General features: G+C 61.0%; 13 protein-coding genes. 8 read left to right on the plus strand and 5 right to left on the minus strand.

The features are described from left to right. Window positions 1-15: 15 nt before the first annotated feature. Genes ACIOU9_RS07995 through ACIOU9_RS08005 form a run of 3 tightly spaced genes read right to left on the minus strand, consistent with a single transcriptional unit; the run spans window position 16 to window position 6,631 of the window. Complete coding sequence (locus ACIOU9_RS07995; protein WP_402696481.1) at window positions 16-2,637, minus strand: DUF5719 family protein; 2,622 nt, start codon at window positions 2,635-2,637, stop codon at window positions 16-18. Next, entirely contained in the window at window positions 2,637-6,161 is a 3,525-nt protein-coding gene (locus tag ACIOU9_RS08000) for a glycosyltransferase family 2 protein (protein ID WP_402696657.1), read from the minus strand. Before ACIOU9_RS08000 ends, ACIOU9_RS07995 begins: the two co-directional genes overlap by 1 nt. Next, the gene (locus ACIOU9_RS08005) at window positions 6,107-6,631 is read right to left on the minus strand and encodes a WhiB family transcriptional regulator (protein ID WP_402696659.1); all 525 of its coding nucleotides are present in this window, start codon (window positions 6,629-6,631) and stop codon (window positions 6,107-6,109) included. The genes ACIOU9_RS08000 and ACIOU9_RS08005 overlap by 55 nt, the downstream gene beginning before the upstream one ends. Before the next feature lie 288 nt (window positions 6,632-6,919). Between ACIOU9_RS08005 and ACIOU9_RS08010 the strand changes: the two genes are divergently transcribed. After that, entirely contained in the window at window positions 6,920-7,648 is a 729-nt protein-coding gene (locus ACIOU9_RS08010) for a TIGR03089 family protein (protein ID WP_146112920.1), read from the plus strand. Here ACIOU9_RS08010 and ACIOU9_RS08015 read toward each other — a convergent pair. Continuing rightward, window positions 7,645-8,214, minus strand: coding sequence for a GtrA family protein (locus ACIOU9_RS08015; RefSeq protein WP_105657466.1), 570 nt, complete (start codon window positions 8,212-8,214; stop codon window positions 7,645-7,647). The two genes, ACIOU9_RS08010 and ACIOU9_RS08015, sit on opposite strands and share 4 nt — an antisense overlap. Window positions 8,215-8,390: 176 nt before the next feature. Here ACIOU9_RS08015 and ACIOU9_RS08020 point away from each other — a divergent pair, with 176 nt between their 5' ends. From ACIOU9_RS08020 to manA, 4 genes are all read left to right on the plus strand, one after another. Next, window positions 8,391-9,551, plus strand: coding sequence for a 5-(carboxyamino)imidazole ribonucleotide synthase (locus tag ACIOU9_RS08020; RefSeq protein ID WP_105661717.1), 1,161 nt, complete (start codon window positions 8,391-8,393; stop codon window positions 9,549-9,551). A 74-nt stretch (window positions 9,552-9,625) separates the two neighbouring features. Then, entirely contained in the window at window positions 9,626-10,156 is a 531-nt protein-coding gene (purE, locus tag ACIOU9_RS08025; protein WP_105657464.1) for a 5-(carboxyamino)imidazole ribonucleotide mutase, read from the plus strand. A gap of 17 nt (window positions 10,157-10,173) precedes the next feature. Next, window positions 10,174-11,799 (plus strand): LCP family protein, encoded by a 1,626-nt coding sequence (locus ACIOU9_RS08030; RefSeq protein ID WP_402696483.1) that lies wholly within the window; start codon window positions 10,174-10,176, stop codon window positions 11,797-11,799. 66 nt (window positions 11,800-11,865) lie between these two features. Further along, window positions 11,866-13,074, plus strand: coding sequence for a mannose-6-phosphate isomerase, class I (gene manA / locus ACIOU9_RS08035; protein WP_402696484.1), 1,209 nt, complete (start codon window positions 11,866-11,868; stop codon window positions 13,072-13,074). Window positions 13,075-13,181: 107 nt separating this feature from the next. On the opposite strand, the gene glpX is transcribed toward manA, so the two are convergent. Next, complete coding sequence (gene glpX / locus ACIOU9_RS08040) at window positions 13,182-14,216, minus strand: class II fructose-bisphosphatase (protein ID WP_105657461.1); 1,035 nt, start codon at window positions 14,214-14,216, stop codon at window positions 13,182-13,184. 156 nt (window positions 14,217-14,372) lie between these two features. Here glpX and ACIOU9_RS08045 point away from each other — a divergent pair, with 156 nt between their 5' ends. The 3 genes from ACIOU9_RS08045 to ACIOU9_RS08055 all read left to right on the plus strand — a co-directional run bounded on the left by ACIOU9_RS08045 (window position 14,373) and on the right by ACIOU9_RS08055 (window position 17,285). Further along, window positions 14,373-15,047, plus strand: a complete 675-nt coding sequence (locus tag ACIOU9_RS08045) for a DUF4245 domain-containing protein (RefSeq protein ID WP_402696485.1) — start codon at window positions 14,373-14,375, stop codon at window positions 15,045-15,047. Between the two features lie 66 nt (window positions 15,048-15,113). Next, window positions 15,114-15,743: a carbonic anhydrase gene (locus ACIOU9_RS08050; protein ID WP_105657459.1), complete on the plus strand. Its 630-nt coding sequence runs from the start codon at window positions 15,114-15,116 to the stop codon at window positions 15,741-15,743. 129 nt (window positions 15,744-15,872) lie between these two features. Beyond that, window positions 15,873-17,285 carry a class II fumarate hydratase gene (locus ACIOU9_RS08055; RefSeq protein WP_105657458.1) on the plus strand — a complete coding sequence of 471 codons (1,413 nt, stop codon included), beginning with the start codon at window positions 15,873-15,875 and terminating at the stop codon, window positions 17,283-17,285. Window positions 17,286-17,375 lie beyond the last annotated feature (90 nt).

Here is a 17,375-nt window from a genome sequence, read left to right on the forward strand (position 1 = left end):
CTTAATGGCGGATTCCTAGCCGCCGATGTTCACCACAATGCCGTCGCGTCCGGCATTCGCCTGTGGCATGGCAGCCCAAGCGATGGAACGTTCGGAACCGAGCACCAGCTGGGCCAGGTAAGCGTTGGCATCTGTCGAGAAGATGACTGCTTGGGCATCTTCGGAGACAGATTTCGGGTCAAAGACAACATTCTGCCCGGCCTTGATCTGGAGTTTCTTCGGTTCCTCCAGCTTGCCGTCCTTATTAACCACCACTGCTTCCACCGCTGAGTCTGCAGCTACGGCGGCGATGGCGAATTTCCCAGTGCCATTAGCCGACAGCGGCATGGCCTGCGTACCGGCTAGCGCGTTGGAGCTCACCGCCCAGGCAGTGTCCGAGGAGTCCTTCGGGTCCGCACCGCGAACCATCTTCACCGCTGCGGTGACCGGAGCATCGGACTCGACAACTACCGTGTAATAGCCACCAGCCAGCTGGGTCAGATCCACAATCTTCGTCGCGTCGGAGTCGACGGCGAGGTTATCGTCGAAGCTGGCGGCGACTTCGCCGTCTTCGCCCAGGACCTTCACCTTGAATCCAGCGCCCGAGGAGCCTGTTGCCGCAACGTGCAGCTGTGGAACCAACGACTTGTTGTCCTTGCTGAGCTTGGAAATATTCTCCTTGCTCTCGATCCACACTCCCGGAATCACCTGGCTATTGGAAGCCGTCGCGTTGGCGCTGACCAGTTCAACACCCGACGGGGTCAAACCGCGCAGGGCGGCCTGTTGGACCGATGCAGTGATTTTTCCGCCAACACTGGTGATTTCAGCCGAAACAGAATTCAGGTTCTGCGCGTAGCCGCCGAGCACGATGGCCCGGCTCTCCCCCGCTGCCAGGACAATGTTCTGCAGCGTCGAGGTGTCGATCAAGCCGTCTGGACCTCGAAGCCGCAGGGACACCTGGGCAGTGGTATGCGTTGGGTTGGCCAAATGCATCACGCTGGTGGATCCGGTACTTGTCTGCAGGCCGGTGAATCGCCAGTTGGACGCCGGGGCCTGGCACGTTGCGGCAGCAAGCCCTGCCAGGTCGCCTTCCTTGGCTTGGTAGCTGCGCACGGCGCTGCCCTTCGAAGCGAGTTCGCCCAGCGGCTGCAAGGTGTAGACCTGGGCGTCATCGATATCGTTGGCAGTTGAAATCTTGCTGGCGCGGCCGGTCAGGCCCTCATCATCAGCGCCACGGGCCTCGGCAGCTTCATCCTCAGCGATGCGTCCAGTCAGCTCATGCGCGCCGCTGCCGTCGAGCTTGGTGAAGGATGAGCCCGGAATGCGCTTGGCCAGATCCGAAACGGCAATGCTGCGCAGGTTGCTGGAAATGTCCTTGGCACCTGGGGCGAACTGCGCATCGGTGCCTTCCACGCCCTTGAGCAGCTGCGGGGTTGCCGAGCAAACGCTGCTGGAGTCACCTGCGGGCAGGTTCGTCACGGCAGCTGGCAACGACTTTTCGGCCGGTGCCGGGGCAAAAATTGATCCGGCACCCACTGCAGCGCCGGCAGCCGCAACGGCAACCAGGCTGAGCAGAACCGCTCCGGTCTTCTTGCGCGTCGGCGCGGCTGCCGCATCCTTGGAGGCCGCGGCGCGGGCCTTGTCCAGCTTCTGGCGACGCTTCGAGACGTTGCCGTCCACCGATTCCGTCTGCGGCCCGGCTGCAGGCGCAGCCAGCGCACTGGCAGCGGCAAGTTCTTCCTTCGCGGCGTTCCGCGCGCGAACCTTCTCCAGCCGATGGCGGCGCTTGGCAGCCTTCGGATCTTCCGGTTCTGATGCCTTCGCGGCTTCTTCTCCAGGCTTGGGGCCGGCCGGCTGGTTCTTCTCAGCCTCGGTGGAACCAGCGCCAGCTGCGGCACCAGTGGCTGCCACGCCGGCAACTTGCGCAGCTGCGCCTTGCTGCCACGAGGAGTCCCCGGCATCGTTCTGCTTCCCCGAAGCCCTAGCCGCTTCTGCGGCCGGCGGCTTGACTGGTTCGGGAACAACTACAGGGTCCTGAGCTGCAGGCTTCTTCGGTCCAGCGTCCTGGGCGGCACCAGGCCCCGTCTTGCTTCCAGCCGCGGCTGGGCCGGCGTTCTTGGCAGGCTCGGCGCCCTGGGAGTGTTCCGGCTGCGCAGCTGCATCAGTGGTGCCCGCGGCGGCTGCATCAGCTGCAGGCAGTTTGGCGTGCGCAGCCTCGGGCTGCTCCGATCCGGCTTGAACGGAGTCCGGCTTGGGAGCCGGCTTCTGTTCCGCCGGTTCGCCTTGAGCCTTCGCCTGGGCAGCCTGCGCGGTGGGCACCGTTTCCTTGGCGTCCTTGTTCCCTGACTTCGCCTCAGGCTGCGGCTTTGCCTTTGGTTCTTCCCGCTGAGCGGCCTTGGCTTCAGCCTTCGCCGCTTTCTCGGCGTTCTTCGCTTCGGCCTTGGACCGGGCTTGGGCTTCCTTGGCGCGGGCCTTGTCCAATTTGGCATCGACCTTGGCCCGGGCCTTGGCAGCCTTTGTCTCAGCACGCGATAGTGTCGCCGACACTGGGGTGGTGTCCTTGGCTTCTGGTTGCGCGGAGGCCGGCTTCGGGGCCGGAGTCTGTTCAGTTGGCTTGTCAGCAGAATCCGCTGAGTTCACGTTCTTCTCGTCGCTCACTACTTCTTCTCCTGCTCGGCATCGGCGTCCGAAATCCGGTCGCTGAGCTTCGGGGTCAAGTTCTCACGAATCTCGCTGGCGCGTTCGCGTGCCTCGCGGCGGCTCAGTGGCATGGTGCCGGTAGCCGGGCTCTGGACTTCGGCGGCCGCCAAAACGGCCGAGCCGTCGGCGAGTTCTTCATTTTCGTCGCGTGGTTCACGGAAGCGGTATTCGTTGTTGCGGTAGTTGGCGAATCGCCGCGAGCTTGGCACTGGAATGGCCAAGAGGACGGTAATCAGCAGAACTATCGCGCTGAGCACCAGAACCGGTATGGCCGTGGAGTCCTTGTGCGACAACGTCAGCTTGCCGCCCTCGGCAGGAAGCTTGTAGGCCTGGGCCCATCGAGTTTCCGAATCCTCGGGATAGGACACCGAACGCAGGGATTCGCCATCAACGCTGGCCCGCAGCTTCGGATCCGACGCTGTTGCAAGAACCAGGGTCCGCTTGGCATCAGAAGCCGGAATTTCCAGATTGGCGATCTTGCCACGCTGGGTCGGCAATACGCTCACGTCTCCGTTTTCAGCGACAACGCGGGCAAATCCAGCGCCCTGATTCTCTTCATCGGCTTCATAATCCACTCGCCACAACCAGCCGCTGTCGGTCTGGCCGACCGATGCCAGCCCAGTGGCCGCATCCAGGATGCGAACGGTCGCTGGGACAGATTCACCAGTCTCGTTGAGCACGACAAAGCCCACGCCCAAGTCGCGCAACGATTCGCGCGAATCCAATGCAGACTCGGAGAGCAGCATCGCTACGGCTTTGCTCTGAACCTGCGCGGTGGCAGAAGCTTCATTGCGTTCAGGATCCAGCAGCGGTCCGGTCAGCTGCTTGACCTGCGAGTAGCGGCTGATGCTGTCCAGGGTTTCACCGGAACCCGAAACCAACTGGCTGTCGATTTCACCGGAGGAACGCGGGCTGAGCACCAAGGTGCGCTTCTGGAATTCGGAGCGGCCCGCATCGGCTGCCGTGGCAGGCAGTGTGCGAGGCTGGGAGCTGTGGACCTGCTGGGCCGAATTCAGGGACGTCAGCGTTTCGGACTCCGCGGCCGGATTCAGCTGGGCGCCAAGCAGCACGGCGCCGGAAGCGAGAACCGCGAGCACGCTGAATGCGGCCATCAGGCTCATCGCCGGACGAGAACCCTGCGTCCGCATCGAGCGCGGCTGATCTTCATGGCGCAGGGCAGCTAGCGCGTTGGCGGCAGCTGCAAGCAATGCAAACATGGCAAAGGAGACGAACGGACCGGTGTAGGCGCTCACCGCGGTGTGCGAGTCCAAGGTGAACGGGACAAAACCGACGGCCCATCCCGCTGCCAGCGACAGGACTGCGCCCCACAGCAGGCGGCGGGAGTTCCGGCGCATGCTGGAACTGTGGCTGAGCGAAGAACTCAAGGTCCCGAAAACAGCCAGCACGATGATTGGAGCCCCGACCAGCAGTGCGGCAACCAACGCCCACGGACCGGCGGGCAGGAAGTCCCAACCCACCAGCGAGGCGTTGGCGTCGAAGGATTCCGGGAAGCCCAGCAGCATCTGCCATGGGGCAGCTGGCGAGAACGCGCGCGCCGCGCCGGGCTCGGTGAACAGCAGCCGCAGATCGCCTAGGCCGGCAAACAGCAGCGGAAGATTCCACACGATTGCAGGCAGCGGGATCCACCACAGGCTGCGTGCGCGGCGCACCGAGAAGATGGCCAAAACGTAAATCAGGATGCTGGCGGTCAGGAAGAATGAAACGGAACCGGCGGAGATCACCCAGAGCAGCAAGGCGGCGCTAGCCGAAGCGGTCCATGCGGATACGGATTGCTGCTTCGGGTTCTTGGGCTTCGCGCCTTCGATGGCCACATGGGCATTCATGGCACGGATAATTGCCAGGAAGAACAGCGGCAGCAAGATGTGGATCAATACTGAGCCGACTCGTCCCGAGGCCAGCGAAGAGACCAGCGAAGGCAATAGGGCCCAGATCAATGCGGCGAAGAACCGGACAGCACGCGAACGGCTCACCGCGCCAATGCCCCACCACGCGGTCAGGGCGGCCAACGGCATCGCGGCGAAGAAAAGATAGATCGAAGCTTCGTTGGCATGGTTGAAAGTCACCAGCGAGAAAAGCCAGAACAGCACATCGGAGTTATCCGGCGGAGCGCTCAATCCGGTGGTGATGTTCTGCCACCACGATAGGGCGTTGGCGCCGATTTCCTGGTTGCTGTTGGACAGCGGGCGCAGCGCGCCGCCGGACAAAGCAGTGGATCCAAGCAGGCTGCGCCAAGCAACCAGTGAAGCGGCCCCGGAGAGCAAGAGTGCCAGAATCAGCGAGAGTACTGCGGTGGTGCGCGGCGGACGGGCGATTCGCACGAAGTCGGAGAAGTTGTCACCGCTAGGTTCAACCATCGCGTCGGCGCCACTGCCATCCCCGTAGACCTCGCCATCGGCACGCCCGGTGTTCACATTGCGGCGGTATTCGCGCACCTGTGCGCCGGAGACCATCAGCTTGCGGACCTGGCGGCGTGGAATCTCGCGGATCTGGGCGACGTTGCGACGTGAAGCGGCCAGCTTGCCCGGGGAGAACAGTCCGCGCAGGACCGAAGCCAGGTGGCTGAAGCCATGCCCCGGGTCCTTGGCCAGCAATGCTACGAGGAAGTGGCCGATGCCGCCGAGCAGCAATCCAATCCACAAGAACGGCAGTTCCAAAGGCGAAGCGAACTTCAAGCGCTGGAAGACTTCCGAGCGCTTGGCTTCGCGCGGGCCTGCCAGCGAGTCGACGACCTCGACCTGGTGGTACATCTTGGCACTTGGCACCACGACCACGCGGTGGCCGGCCAGGCGGTTGCGCCAGCATAGGTCCACGTCGTCGCCACGGCCCGGAATAGCCGGGTCGAATCCGCCCAGCTGCTCAAAGACCTCGCGCCGGATAAACGTGCCGGCCGAGGACACGGCAAAGTAATCGCTTCGTCCGTCGTACTGGCCCTGGTCGACTTCGTCGATATCGATCATGGTCAGGCGCTGGGCCTTGCGGTCCACGCTCAACCCCACCTCGACCAGGTGGCGCGGGTTATCGATGTCCAGCAGCTTGCAACCGGCAATGGATACCGATTCGGAGGCCTCAACGGTCCGAGTCAGCTGTTCCAGCGCGTCGGGAGCAGGCATGGAGTCATCGTGGATAATCCATAACCATTCATCACGGTCCGAACGCGCTTCGGGAAGTTGCGACACCGCTACTTCCAGCGACAGCCCCAGGGATCCTTCATCGGCCACCAGCAAGGCGGAGTTGGACGGCAAGTTCGCCCGCAGGACCTCTAGCGATGCGTCAGAGGACGAAGCGTCAACTCCGACGAAGCGTTCGATAGGCCGGGACTGGTTTCGCAGTGCGGCCAAAGTGCGTGGTAAAAAGTCAGCGCCATCGTGCGAAGCAACGATGGCGGTGACATGAATTGGCGGACGAATTAGATTGCTCGTTTCCGTAGACGGCGACGTTCGCGCTCTGAGAGCCCTCCCCAGATTCCGAAGCGCTCGTCATTGCTCAAGGCATATTCTAGACATTCCGAACGGACAACACATGCGCCGCAGACACGTTTCGCGTCGCGAGTCGATCCGCCCTTTTCAGGGAAGAACGCTTCGGGGTCAGTCTGTGCGCACAGAGCACGGGCCTGCCAGCCCAGCTCGCCCTCGTCAACTTCGCCGCCAACACCAAGCCAAACTGCCTTGATGGTTTCGCGCACTTCGTCATCCTCGTCGAGCTCAGGAGCCCACGAGCCAACCGAGGAGATTTCTTCGGTGTCGGATAACGTGTCGCGCTCTTTCAGGTAGCTGTCGGCCGCGGTCTCCAGATCGGCTGCAACTGCAACCCGTGCGGACTCACCGGCTTGAGGATCGACAAACCAGTCGGATGGTGCGTCCTCCAGCCCGTATTGAGCCGACGCAACAGCCGAGGTCGAAAATTCGGAGTACCCCTGCTCCAGATTCGCCATGGTGATGTTGACCTTTCGATTGGTTTGAGGAGATCGGGCCGTCATTGCTCCCGATCCATCCGGCAGCATTTATTCCATCGAACTAGCGAAAAGTGATGAACCTGCCCGGACTCACCATCTAATTACAGCCGTGTAACTCCGCTAGAGTCAAGCGGGGAGGTCATTCTAAGAAGAGTTCTCAGGAAACTCCCGGCACAACACGCCGTCAAAAGACGCACATGAGGTGGGCGAGTCCCGTCTTGGCTGAATTCTCGGTGAATTCTCAGTAATTAAATTTAAGGACATCCAGTGAGCAATAGCCTACAATCACGAACATTTGTCGAGAATCTTCTCGCGCCGCGACGCAGTTCAGCCTCCCCATGGCTCACCTGGTACTCCGTCAGCGGGGAACGCATCGAGCTGTCCGGACGGGTATTTGACAATTGGGTCGCGAAAAGCGCCAATCTCTTGGGCGAGGTTTTCGACCTCGATGAAGACTCGATCGTGGTGCTCGATTTGCCGGCGCATTGGAAGTCCCTGGTCGTAGCCCTGGCCGCGCTGCACCATGGCGCCACGCTGGTCGATGCTGGGCATGATGATGCACAGCAGGCATCGGTGTGGGTGACAGCCCAACCGGATGATGAGCGCATCCCCAGCAGCTCTGAAATCCTTGCCGTGAACCCGGCAGCTCTCGCGCTGTCCTTCGGCTCGGATCTCGGCCCTGTCGCAGAAGACTTCAATGCCTCCGTGCGTACCTACGGGGATCAGTTCTATCCCTCGCCAGTAACTGGTGATGCCTCAGCCATCGCAACCAATGGTGACACCCCGGTCAGCCTTGCTGCGTTATTCGATACCGAAGCTAAGGCGCAAGGAACAATTCTAGTGCGTGCTCAGCAACCCGTGCTCTCCTTGCTGCCCTTCGCCATTGGCCAGTGGGCAGCGGGTGACGGAATTGTGCTAGTAGAAGACGGGATGGAAGTGACCCAGCGCCTGCGCGACGGCGAACGCATTAACTTCGACTACCAACCAGCGGATTAGCGAGCCACCGTCGGTACCGTGCCGGTATCGGCCTGGCCAGCGGAGTGCGCTGCGTCAGCGCCGGTATCGGCCTTGTGATTGCCCAGAACTTCGTGGTCGTGGGCGAATTCTTCCTCCGCATCCATCGCGCTGCCGAAGACCCAGAAACGGTAGGCGAAGAAACGGAAGATGGTGCCGAGCACCAAGCCGACTACCGAACCGGCAATGAACACCGAGGTGGGATCGGTCAAGCCCAGCCAGTATTTGGTGACCCATACGCAGGCCGCGGCAATGCCCAAGCCGATGGCATTCATGATGATGAACATCACGAGCTCGCGCACCACATTGGCCTGGCGGCGGTGGCGGAAAGTCCAGTAGCGGTTGGCCACCCAAGAGAACATCGTCGCGACGACGCCAGCAATGATTTTCGCTTTAACCTGGGAATCGCTCATGGAACCGTGCAGGAGCCAGACGTAGATCCCCGAGTCGATGATGAACGCAACGCCACCGACGACGCCGAACTTCGCCACCTCGCGCCACAGCAACGAGATGAGTCCGGCTATTTTGAGTTTGATGCGCTCGAGCAATTGTCCTCCAGGGAATATTGTTCCCGTCTGGCTAGCAGTAACAAGGCGCGCTAAGCACTACGAGAAGCGCGCGATCTTGCTATTTTATCGGCACTTTCTGGAAATTGACCGAATTGTGAGAGTAATCAGACAACGCGCATGCGATTCTCAACGTCGCTTTCGATACCCTTGTAATCGTGAGCTTTCCAAAAATTGGTGTGATTGGTGGCGGGCAGCTAGCCCGAATGATGGCCCCCGAGGCCCTGAACCTAGGTTTCGAACTGCATGTTCTTGCCGAAGGTCCTGATGTTTCAGCTGCGCGAAGCGTTCCCGACGCTCCTGTAGGCGACTACAAAGACCTCGAAACCCTGCGTGAATTCGCCAAGGGCAAGGACGTTGTCACCTTTGACCACGAGCACGTGCCCAACGAATTCTTGACCACCCTGATCAATGAGGGCGTCAACATCCAGCCCCGTCCGGCTGCGCTGATCCATGCCCAGGACAAGCTGGTCATGCGCGAGGCCATCGAACGCCTCGGACTTCCGAACCCTGCGTGGGCCAAGGTTGACGATGTCGATGCCCTGATCGCTTTCGGTGAGCAGACCGGCTGGCCCATTGTGCTCAAGACCCCGCGCGGCGGCTACGACGGCAAGGGCGTGCGCATGCTGGACAATGCCCAAGACGCCAAGGATTCCGCCGACTGGTTCGCCCATGGCCCGCTGCTGGCCGAGGACAAGGTCGAGTTCTCCCGCGAACTTTCCGCGTTGGTAGCCCGCACCCCTTCAGGCGAGGCCAAGGCTTGGCCCGTGGTCCACACCATCCAGGTTGATGGAGTCTGCGATGAAGTGATCGCGCCTGCCCAGGATATTGACGAAGCCACCGCGGCCACCGCAGCCGATGCGGCCTTGCGCATCGCCGAAGAATTCGGCGTCACCGGAGTCATGGCCGCAGAGCTCTTTGAAACCCCAGGTTCAGGAGCCGGTTTCGTGATCAACGAATTGGCCATGCGCCCGCACAACACCGGCCACTGGACCATGAACGGTTCGGTCACCAGCCAATTCGAGCAGCACCTGCGTGCGGTTCTGGATCTGCCGCTGGGCGAAACCCGCGAGCTGGGCGTGACTGTGATGAAGAACTATCTCGGCGGCGCCAACCAGGACCTCTACTCGGCTTTCCAAGCCGCCTTGGCCGCCGCGCCAGAAGTCAAAGTCCATGCCTACGGCAAGTCCGTGCGCCCGGGCCGCAAGATCGGCCACGTCAACGTTGTGGCTAACGCCGGGCAAAGCGTAGATGAACTTCGTTCGCAGGCCAATAAGGTTGCCGCGCTCATCCGCGACGGCATCGAAGCCGCCGTCTAGACTTTATTTTGATCAAGAGCCGCTGCCGTGTACCGGGCAGCGGCTCTTACTAGAACACCGCAAGGAAATATCTCATGTCTGAAGCACCACTGGTCGGCCTCGTAATGGGTTCTGATTCCGATTGGCCGGTCATGCGCCTGGCCGCACAGGCACTGGCCGAATTCGGAATCCCTTTTGAAGCGGACGTCGTTTCGGCGCACCGCATGCCAGAAGAAATGATCGATTACGGCAAGAAAGCCCACGAACGCGGACTGCGCGCAATCATCGCCGGCGCAGGCGGTGCAGCGCATCTTCCGGGCATGCTTGCAGCTGTTACACCGCTGCCGGTGATCGGAGTTCCAGTTCCACTGGCTAAACTAGATGGAATGGACTCCCTGCTCTCCATCGTCCAGATGCCTGCAGGAGTCCCCGTAGCAACTGTTTCCATTGGCGGAGCACGCAATGCCGGCCTGCTGGCTGTGCGCATGCTCGCAGCGGGAACCGATGAGCTAGCCGAATCGTTACAGGTAAAGTTGCTTCAGTTTGCAGATTCACTGCGCGAGCAAGCCCATGCCAAGGGTTCGGCTTTGCGCGCTGAAGTTGCCAACGAGAATTTCGCTTCCTAGGGAAAGTCCAAAAGTACATGGGTTCTGCCAGTCACCGCGCACCAAGTCCGTTGCGCCAGCCGGAGACCATCAGCTCTCCGCAGCGCAGCAAGCGGGCTCTGATCCTGGTCCTGCTGACCATCTTCTTCCCCGGCGGCGCTCAGCTGGTCGCGGGAAATCGCAAGCTTGGACGGATCGCAGTGTCCATCACCATGGCCTGCTGGCTGGCCATTCTTGCGCTGGTTGCCCTGTACTTCATTGATCGTTCGATCATTCTCGGCTGGGTTGCCCACCCGAACTTCCAGCTGTTCTTGATCATCGTGCTCGGCACGCTGGCCCTGGGCTGGCTGATCATGTTCATCAACACCTTGGTGATTATCCGGCCTAAGCTGCTGGCCCCTGGCATGCGTGCCATCGTTACCATTTTCACCCTGGCAGCCGTGGTGGCCACCAGCGGTGTCTTCATCTACGGCGCCTCGCTGCTGAATACCGGACGCGAAACCATTGTGGCCGTATTCGATGAAGGACCCGCCTTCGAGCCAGTCGACGGGCGCTACAACATCGCAGTGTTCGGTGCCGACTCCGGTGCCAACCGCGAAGGCGTCCGCACCGACGTTGCGGCTCTGCTTTCTGTTGATGCCAAAACCGGCAAGAGCTTGCTGATCTCGGTGCCGCGCAACTTCCAGAGCGCACGCTTCGCCCCGGGCTCGCCCATGGAGAAGATCTGGCCCGAAGGCTACAACTGCGGCGACGAATGCATCTTCAACGCCATCTACCGCAATGCCGAAACCGAGCACGCGGATGCTTTCCCCGAGACCGTGAAGAACGTCGGCGCGCAAGCTGCCATGGACGCGCTGGAAGGCACCACGGGGCTCCCTGTCCAGGGCTACGTCATGATCAACATGGCCGGGTTCGAGCAGTTTGTCGACGCATTGGGCGGGGTCACCATCGACTCCGGCGGATGGGTTCCCTACAACGGGAAATACCACGAAAACAGCACCGTGCGCACGCACTGGTTCGCACCGGGCACCCACGAATTCACCGGCAAGCAGGCATTGTGGTTTGCTCGCTCACGCGACTTCACCGATGACTACCACCGCATCAAGCGCCAGCAGTGCTTGCAGCAGGGAATCATCAAGCAGTTCAAGCCGCAAACGATCCTGAGCAATTTCACTTCGATCATGTCCGCCGGTGAACAGCTGGTTGAAACCGACATTCCAGCAGGTCAGCTCGGTTCCTTCGTATCCCTGGCCGAGAAGGTCTCCAAGGAGCCAATGGCCCGCTTGACCCTCGGTGCGCCGGACTTCGAACGCAGCTTCTCCACCTACCCCGACTTCGACAAGCTGCAAGAGCGTATCCAGACGTTGATCGCAAAGCAGAACGAGCCGGAGAAGAAGAAGGAAAAGAAGAAGGACAATCCTGAAAAGAGCGAGGACTCCTCCAAGTCCTCGGCTCCGGAAGAAACAACCCAGGCTTCCGAAGAAGCGCCGGAAACCACTGACGTGAACAATGCTCCGAAGCTGTCGAAAGAGGACAGCCCGGAATTCACCCAGCCAGATGGCAGCCCGATCACCGAAGAGTACTTGGTGCAATTGGAAATGGCCGGCTACCGCACGTTGATTTCAGAGATCGCGGCCAATAACGACGAATGCTCGGTTCCGTAAACGGTTAAGACCCCCCGACCGCCATGCGACCCAACTACCGCTCCTGAAAGGCTATGGTCAAAAGACGTGTTCGAGTTGAAAAACGCGATTAGGGACTACCACTGGGGATCTGCTTCGCAGATTTCCGATCTGCTCGATCTGCCCGCGGAAACCACCCCGCAGGCCGAGATGTGGCTCGGTGCCCATCCCGGGTGCCCGAGCCGGATCTCCGATAGCGGGACAGCGCTCAATGATTTCATCGCCCAGGATCCAGAGCACATACTGGGTTCAGCAGTCGCCCAGCGCTACGGACGTCTGCCCTACCTGTTCAAGGTGCTCTCGGCGACCCAGCCGCTGTCGATCCAGACGCACCCCACGCTGATGCAGGCGCAAGAGCGTTTCGCCCAGGAAAACGCGGACGGCAAGCCGTTGGATGCTGCTGACCGCAACTACCGCGATGACAACCACAAGCCGGAGATGCTCTTTGCCCTGACCGACTTCGTGGCGCTATCGGGCTTCCGCCAACCAGCGCAGATTGTTGAAGACCTGCAGATCCTGGCCGCGCAGCTGCCGGACTCGGCGCATGCACCGATAGGCCAGCTGCTCGACCTGCTGCAGGGCACCGATCCGCTGGCCCGGACTTTCAAGCATGTGCTGACCGCGGGGGAGGAAATTTCCCAGCTGGTAGCGCAGATCAGCGAAGCAGTGGAAGGCAGCCCCGAATTGCACGGCAATGCCCATTTCGCCGAGCTAGCCTCGATCAACAAGATCTATCCTGGCGATCCGGGGGTCTTGGTCGCACTGCTGCTGAATTTGATCTTCCTGGAGCCTGGCCAGGCCATCAGCCTGGGCGCCGGCAACGTCCACGCCTACCTGCGCGGTTTGGGAATCGAGGTCATGGCCAATTCGGATAATGTGCTGCGTGGAGGCCTGACCAGCAAGCATATCGATGTTCCCGAACTGCTGGACGTCACCATTGCTGCCCCCTCCCCTGCCCCGATCCTGGAGCCGGTGGCCCTTGATACCCATGACCGCTTGTACAAGCCCGACTTCGAAGAGTTCCAGCTGCAGGTACTCGATCCCATAGAGCCGGGCCTTGCCGCTGATCTGCAGCTGCACGGTGCCGCTGTGCTGCTGTGCACCGCCGGTGAGTTCCTGGTCGCCACCCGCGAGGGCGAACGCAGCATCAGCCGCGGGCAGTCGTTGTTCCTCACCGCGGCCGAACTGCCAGCCACCGCCATCTTGCAGGGCACCGTTCCGGGCCAGCTCTTCGCAGCCAGCGCTCAGATCGACTAGCTGCACTGCACTGAGGCCCTTCGTGGCACTATAGGGGCCAAACGCAAAACTGCGAGCCATGGACTTGAATCAAGTCCATGGCTCGCAGTTTTGCAATCAGATGCGGATTAGCGGGTGTAGGCTTCCCACTTATCCTGGTGGTGCTCACCCTCGACGAAGCGGATGGTGCCGGACTTGGCACGCATGACGATCGACTGGGTGTGGATGCGGTTGTCCTTGTAGCGGACACCGCGCAGCAGGTCGCCGTCGGTGATGCCGGTCGCTGCGAAGTAGCAGTTATCCGAGGTCACCAAGTCGTTAGTGGTCAGCACGCGGCCCAATTCGTGGCCGGCGTCGATGGCCTTCTGCTTCTCGTCGTCATCAGTTGGCCACAGGCGGCCCTGGATCACGCCGCCCAGCGCCTTGATAGCGCAGGCGGTCACGATGCCTTCAGGGGTGCCGCCGACACCCATCAGCGCGTCAACGCCAGTGCCTTCGCGGGTTGCGGCGATGGCGCCGGCAACGTCACCGTCCATAATCAGCTTGGTGCGGGCACCAGCCGCGCGGATCTCCTCGATCAGGCCAGCGTGGCGTGGGCGATCCAGGATGGTCACAGTCACCTGGCTGACCTTCTTGCCCTTGGCCTTGGCTATCAGATGCAGGTTCTGCTTCACTGGCAGGCGGAGGTCAACGAGCTCTGCTGCTTCTGGCCCGGTGACCAGCTTCTCCATGTAGAACACGGCGGAGGGGTCGAACATCGAACCGCGGTCGGCAACGGCCAACACGGACAGGGCGTTGTTCAGGCCCAGCGCGGTCAGACGGGTTCCGTCAATCGGGTCGACTGCGACGTCGCATTCGGCGCCGGTGCCGCTGCCAACCTGTTCTCCGTTGAACAGCATTGGAGCTTCGTCTTTTTCACCTTCGCCAATCACGACAACGCCGTTGAAGTTCACGGTGGATAGCAAGCCGCGCATGGCGTCGACTGCGGCACCGTCTGCGGCATTCTTGTCACCGAATCCGACCCACGGCGAGGAAGCGATGGCTGCCGCTTCGGTTGCACGCACCAGCTCCAGTGCTAGGTTGCGGTCCGGCTCCGCGTCGGAAACCGACAGTCGCGGAGAAAGGTGGGCATAATTGTTCTTTTCGGTCACGAAAGATCCCATCACTGAGTCGTAGTCATTGCGCCTATGCAAACAAGGACATTCTATCCTCTAGAGTTTTCGCTTTACAGTTCGTGTCGGGAGTGCCTGCTCATAGTTCGACGTGCGTTTGGGCACTCTGGTTCGAATTCCACAGAATCTTCGGGGAGAATGGAAGGCGTGCAACCTGAGAAGAACACCGAGAACAGCGTCCCGGCTACCGGCAACACGGCCAACGGTACCCAGACGCCTGCTGCGTCCCCTCGAAGCCTCGACGATCCGAATGCCACCTTCGAGGATCTGCCGTACAAGCCGCAGCTCACCGAGAAGCAGGCCAAGCGCGCGAACCAGACCTTCAAGGGCATGGTGCTGTCCATCGGCTTCACGGTTGCCATACTCATTCCGGTGCTCATGCTCAACCCGCCGCCCAAGGACGACGCGTTTGAAAGCGACGTCAACCTGCAGGCCACCGCGGAACAGACGGAACAGATTTCTGGCTTTGAGATCTTCGCCCCGGAACTGGGCGACAAGGAATACGCGAACTTCGCTCGCTGGCAGGCTAACACTGCACAGGGAGTCCCCTATTGGGAATGCGGCTTAGTCTTCGAAGACAAGAACTTCGTGTGGGTTCGCCAGGCTGCTGACGCCAACCCGACATGGATTGCCCTGATCACCGATGCGGCGACGCCCACCGAAACTCGCACCATCGGCGGAGCGCGGTGGGAAGTGCGCATCAAGGACCAGAGCACGTACCTGATCTCCGAGTTCAAGGACTCCACCGTCGTACTTTCCAGTGACACCTCGGCCGAACAGCTGAACAGTGTTGCCGAACAGGTCGCTAGCGAGCTGGATTAAGTCACGTTCACGGGAAAAGCCAGTCATATATTCGATATTCGAACAGCATCCCGTAGAATCTGAGTCATGCTCTCTGAATCAACACAACCGACCCTGACGCCTAAAGAGGCTTGGGAAAAGCTCAGCGCCGGCAATTTCCGTTTCGTCAACGAAGATACCCAGCACCCCAACCAGGACAGTGCTCGGCGGCAGAAGTTGATCTCCGGCCAGGAACCTTTCGCTGTCATCTTCGGCTGCTCTGATTCCCGCCTTGCGGCAGAGATCATTTTCGATGTGGGTTTGGGCGACATGTTCGTGGTGCGTACCGCGGGCCATGTCCTGGATCCAGCAAGCCTCGGTTCATTGGAATTCGCCGTTGACGCCCTGAACGTACCGTTGATCGTCATCCTCGGGCATAACTCCTGCGGTGCGATTACCAGCGCCATCCAAGCCAAGGAAACTGGCAACATGCCCAAGGGCTTCGTTCGCGACCTGGTCGAGCACATCACCCCTTCAGTCCATGCCGCCGAACGCAAGGGCATCACCGACGTGAACGGCACCGTTGTCGAGCACGTCAAGCAGACCACCGACCGTCTCGTCGACCTGTCCAGCATCATCGCGCTGGCCATCGAAGAGGGCCGCACCGCGGTCGCCGGCGTTGCCTACCACCTGCACGATGGCCGTGCCCAGCTGGTCTCCAGCCTGGGCCTCGACTAGAAGCTCCAAGCTTCAGGAAAAGCCTTGTAAAACGGCTTTTATTCCCAAATCGGTGAAGCGTCACTGTTGGTTGTGATGTTTACGTCAGAGACCTGTCATTCGATGACGGTTCGGGCGTACTCTGGGCTCATGACTAACAGTGACGATTTCCGTATCGAACATGACACCATGGGCGAAGTCCGAGTTCCGGCTCAGGCCCTGTACCGCGCGCAAACCCAGCGTGCCGTCGATAATTTCCCGATCTCGGGCAAGACCTTGGAATCCTCGCATATCAAGGCCCTGGCCCAGGTCAAGAAGGCCGCCGCACGAGCCAACCTGGCGCTCGGCGTTCTCGACGAAGAACGCGCTGAGGCCATTGTGGCCGCAGCCGATCAGGTCGCTACCGGGCAGTACGACGAGCACTTCCCCATCGACGTATTCCAGACCGGTTCCGGAACCAGCTCGAATATGAACACCAACGAAGTTCTCGCCGAATTGGCCACCCGTGCCTTGAAGGCCCGGGACAGCGGCACCGAGGTCCACCCGAACGACCACGTGAACGCCTCGCAATCTTCCAACGACGTCTTCCCGACGTCCGTGCATGTTGCCGCCACCGGAGCTCTGCTCAATGACCTGGTCCCGGCCCTCGGAACCTTGGCTTCCTCGCTGGAGGCGAAGTCCGCCGAGTTCAAGGATGTGGTCAAATCCGGCCGCACCCACCTGATGGATGCCACCCCAGTCACCCTTGGCCAGGAATTTGGCGGCTACGCAGCACAGGTACGCTACGGCATTGAACGCATCGAAGCGGCCCTGCCACGCGTTGCCGAAGTTCCCCTGGGCGGCACCGCGGTAGGCACCGGCATCAACACCCCAGACGGCTTCCCGCAGCAGGTCATCGAGTTCCTGCGCGAAGACACCGGCCTGCCCATCACCGAGGCGCGCAACCATTTCGAAGCACAGGCCAACCGCGACGGACTGGTCGAGGCCTCCGCAGCTTTGCGCACCATCGCTATCTCGCTGATCAAGATCGCCAATGACCTGCGGTGGATGGGCTCCGGCCCCAACACCGGCTTGGGAGAAATTGCGATCCCTGATCTGCAGCCAGGATCCTCCATCATGCCCGGCAAGGTCAACCCGGTCATTTCGGAGGCAACCATCCAGGTAGCAGCCCAGGTCATCGGCAACGACACCGCCATCGCTTGGGCCGGAACCAACGGCGCCTTCGAGCTGAACGTGGGCATCCCGGTCATGGCCTCCAACCTGCTCGAATCCATTCGCCTGCTGTCCAGCACCTCAACGGTGATGGCCGAAAAGATGATCGACGGCATCAAGGCCAATGTGGAACGCGCGCGCTTCCTGGCCGAGGCTTCCCCATCGATTGTCACCCCGCTGAATAAGCTGATCGGCTATGAAAACGCAGCCAAGATCGCCAAGAAGGCTGTTGCCGAGGGGCTGACCGTACGCGAAGCAACCATCGCTTTGGGCTTCGTTGAACGCGGTGAAGTCACCGAGGAACAGCTCGATCAGCTTCTGGATGTTTCCACCATGGTGGGCAAGCACTAATTCCCTGCTGCTCCACCCCTGCTGCTACCGCGGTTCGATGCTCGCCATCGGGTCGCGGTAGCGCACTTTAACCCGGAAAAACAGACTCCT

Origin of the sequence: Glutamicibacter sp. NPDC087583 (assembly GCF_044743685.1) — a bacterium.
GTDB lineage: Bacteria > Actinomycetota > Actinomycetes > Actinomycetales > Micrococcaceae > Glutamicibacter.

Coding starts and splice junctions, on each gene's coding strand:
- ACIOU9_RS08005 (WP_402696659.1), bottom strand. CDS start 6,631: ATGGCGAATCTGGAGCAGGGGTACTCCGAATTTTCGACCTCGGCTGTT.
- purE (WP_105657464.1), top strand. CDS start 9,626: ATGTCTGAAGCACCACTGGTCGGCCTCGTAATGGGTTCTGATTCCGAT.
- ACIOU9_RS08030 (WP_402696483.1), top strand. CDS start 10,174: ATGGGTTCTGCCAGTCACCGCGCACCAAGTCCGTTGCGCCAGCCGGAG.
- glpX (WP_105657461.1), bottom strand. CDS start 14,216: ATGGGATCTTTCGTGACCGAAAAGAACAATTATGCCCACCTTTCTCCG.
- ACIOU9_RS08050 (WP_105657459.1), top strand. CDS start 15,114: ATGCTCTCTGAATCAACACAACCGACCCTGACGCCTAAAGAGGCTTGG.
- ACIOU9_RS08055 (WP_105657458.1), top strand. CDS start 15,873: ATGACTAACAGTGACGATTTCCGTATCGAACATGACACCATGGGCGAA.